We start from the raw sequence: 3,327 nt of genomic DNA, 5'->3' as shown, positions 1-3,327 counted from the left end.
GACCACCGGTCTCCGCCTGGAGGTTCCCGCTTTCGTCGCCGTGGACCGGGGGCCGCCAGGCCGCTGGGTTCCGATCGGGCGCCCAGACGACGTGCGCCAGGATTGCCCACACTGCGGAAACGGGCTGTGTAGCCCATGGTTGGTCACTCGTCTTTGCTGCGGGAGATCCACAGAATCCGAACCATGTCGGCGGCCGCACGTTGGCGTGCGGGCTTTGATGAGTACACCGCGGTGACCGACAACACCACCCGGCGCCGAGGGCTCGTACCGACGAGCGGCGGGCGCGTCACCGGTCACCAGCAAGCCCCGACCAGCAGCCAGTTCCGGCACGTACTCGGAGTGGGGGCTTATAGGCGGACGACGATCAGGGCGATGTCGTCGTCTCCGCCGTCGCTTACGCCGAGGCGGGACAGCAGGGTGTCGGCCACGTGTTCAGGCTCGAGGCGGGCGTGGGCGGCGAGGACGTCGGTGAGCCGGTGCAGGCCGGCGTCGATGTCTTCGCCGCGGCGTTCGATGAGGCCGTCGGTGTAGAGCACGAGGGTTTCGCCGGGGCTGTAGGACAGGGCGGCCTGGGCATGGGACATGCTGGGGGCGGGCTCCCAGCGGCGGGTCGGTGGCCTGGTCGAGCGGGACGAAGGTGCCGTCGGGGCGGACGAGGATTGGTGGGGGGTGGCCGGCGCTGCTGTAGGTGATGTGGCGGCGGTGAGTGTCGATGACTGCTTTGACCGCGGTGGTGGCCAGTGCCCCTTCCACCGATCGTGCGTACAGACCCAGGACCTCCATGGCCTGGGCGGGTTCTTGCAGGGCGCGGACGGCGGCGGACAGGGCGCTGCGGAGCATGCCCATCACGGCGGCCGCCTCCAGGCCGTGGCCGACGACGTCGCCGACCGCGACGGTGAAGCGCCGTCGGGCAGGTCCACCACGTCGTACCAGTCGCCGCACACGTTGAGTCCTTTGGCGGCGGGCCGGTAGCGCACCGCGATGTTGTGGTGCCGAGCCAGGTCCGGAGCCTGCATCATGGCCTCTTGGAGGGTGACGGCGACCTTCCGTTCTTTGGCGTGGGCCTGCCGCAGTTGTTCATTCAACCGCTGGAGTTCCTGCGCTCGCACGTAGAGTTCGGCCTCCAGGGCCTGCCGCTCGCCGGGTGCCTGATCCGGCCGCAGGCGCTCGGCATGGGAGAGTACGAAATCGGTCACGTCCTCCATCCGGTGCAGGATCCACGCCACCTGTCCGTCCGGCCCGCGTACGGGGACGTTGGTCGGGGATCCCCACCGTTCCTCGAACAGCCCCAGGCGGTCGGCCACGGGGATGTCGAACTTCTGCACCACCAGCGTCTCCGGTTCCCCCGAGCACAGAACCCGGTGCAGTGAGGCTCGCCGGTTCCGCAACCCCTCGGCATCGGCGTCTGCCGGATTCTCAGGGAACGCGTCGAAGAGAAACCGCCCGACCAGGTCTTCCCGAGGGCGGCGGACCTCGTGGCAGAACGCCTCGTTGACATCGAGGATCACCAGATCGGGGCCCAGCACCAGATACGAACTGAGTGTGGCAGCGAACAACGCTCGATAGTCGATCGGCGGCGTGGTCACAGGCGCACTCCGCTCCCGTCTCCGGTGGCCCCTTCTGTAGTCCTACTATGCGCGTTACCGATTGCCACGCTGCTTTGCTGCGCCCGGAGTGTCGGAGAGCCGCTGGCCGGGACGATGCTGGGACATCCGAGGCAGGGTTTTCGTGCGACCTCCACCGCCGTCGGTCTGTGAGCCTTTAGGGCGGATCCCCTCCCAGCCTCCGCGTCCGATCCTGGGAGGATGGCAGGCCTGACCTGCGCGAAGTTCGTCACCACACCCGCCTACGCACCCCGGCTGCGAGCACGGCGCAAGGTCGAGCACGCCCTCGCCACCGACGCCGCCAACCACGGCTGGGACCGGGAGGTCGAACGCCACCGCTGCACCGCCGGCCGCATCGAGAAGCTGCTGACCGACCTCAGCCAACCCCTCGACGATCCCACCGACGTCCCCGAGGAATCCCGCCTTGGCCCGCCTGAATGAAGTCCGAGATGGCCAGCCGCGTTACGCCGGCCACCGGCGCTCATCCGGTCGTCGGGTAACCGATCTGGGCGATGTCCTTGGCCAGACCACCAAGTGTCACTTCCGGGTTCAACGCCGAGACGATCTCCTGGGTCAGCGGCGTGAGATCAAAAACCGCTTGGACCGCGGCCAGATCCAGCGTGAGCTCGTAGACCTCCTCGGCGAACTCCCGGTAGGCCTCGGCACTGCCCGCGATGAGCAGATCGAACAGCCACTCAGCACCGTCGGCGTCGTCCATGTCCTCGTCCGGCACATGAACTTCGCCGCACCTCCACCGGCTGTCGGAGCTCCCGCGCCAGAAGCAGACGGTCGCTCGGGGCAGTCCATTGTGGTCGGCGAAGGCGGGCTCGTCCACATAGGGACGGAAGACGTCCGGGACCGAGTCGAAGAGACCCAGGCCAGGGTGCCGGAGGCGCAACGTGATACGGAGACATCGGCGACTCGTGGTCGCACGCCTGGGCATACACCCCAGCGGCGGAAAACACGATGGCGTAGTCGTTGCCGGCGCCGTCCCTCATCGAGGCCATCTCCTCTCCCGGCAACCAGCCGGAATCGAAGGAGTAGTACCTCCACTGCCACTCAGGGCTCAGAACGGCGTCCAGCATCGCCAGGGCCCTGGATCGATCGCGGACAGTCGCGATGGCAGGCAGCTGCTTGATCACTTCATGCACCGACACGGAGCCATCCAAGCCGAGCCCACTGACACCCACCGCACTGGCCCCATGGTCGCCGCAACCTCACAACACGCCGAAGGATGATCAACTTGCGGCTTGCGGCCACCGAACGATCTTCAGGAGTCAACACACCACCCGATGATCATGCGGTGGCCGACCAACCGTGCGGAGGGTGAGGGGATCCCCCATCGTCGCCAAGGTGATGCGGCGAGAGTGGGCAAGGCGCTCTGGCTCGCATGGCCAGCTGAGGGGCGGCGGCCAGGGGAGCGACGATCGAGTAAGCGTCCGACGGCGCGATGTGCACCGTCCTGGTGCTGTGGCCCGCGGGCATGGGAATGGGGAATTGATGGGGCAGGGGATGCCGGCAGTGCGAGGTTCCGCAGGGACGGAGACCACGTTGGACGTGCTGCGGCGCTGGGCGTGGATCCGGCGGCGCACGTCCGCTCAGGACATTCAGGACTTCCGGAGCGGGCAGCTTCGACGGGGTGGTCGTCGGCGTACGCGTCACGGTCGACCGCGGGCCGGGGGTGCCGCCCACCCCCGTGTCGACGATGCCCCGCCCATCAGGA

Annotated in this window: 2 protein-coding genes and 1 pseudogene; 1 reads left to right on the top strand and 2 read right to left on the bottom strand. The window is 68.0% G+C overall.

The window, feature by feature from the left end; all coding sequences use genetic code 11:
- Positions 1-347 precede the first annotated feature (347 nt).
- A pseudogene (locus ABZ904_RS50900) lies at positions 348-1,586 on the bottom strand (SpoIIE family protein phosphatase).
- 219 nt (positions 1,587-1,805) lie between these two features.
- On the opposite strand from ABZ904_RS50900, the gene ABZ904_RS50895 reads away from it, so the two are divergent.
- Entirely contained in the window at positions 1,806-2,045 is a 240-nt protein-coding gene (locus ABZ904_RS50895) for a hypothetical protein (RefSeq protein ID WP_361006149.1), read from the top strand.
- A 40-nt stretch (positions 2,046-2,085) separates the two neighbouring features.
- Here the strand turns inward: ABZ904_RS50895 and ABZ904_RS50890 are convergent, their stop codons facing one another.
- Positions 2,086-2,322, bottom strand: a complete 237-nt coding sequence (locus ABZ904_RS50890; protein WP_361831127.1) for a hypothetical protein — start codon at positions 2,320-2,322, stop codon at positions 2,086-2,088.
- Positions 2,323-3,327 lie beyond the last annotated feature (1,005 nt).

It is taken from the genome of Streptomyces sp. NPDC046900 (assembly GCF_040644975.1).
GTDB lineage: Bacteria > Actinomycetota > Actinomycetes > Streptomycetales > Streptomycetaceae > Streptomyces.
This window is presented reverse-complemented; position numbering and strand designations above follow the sequence as displayed.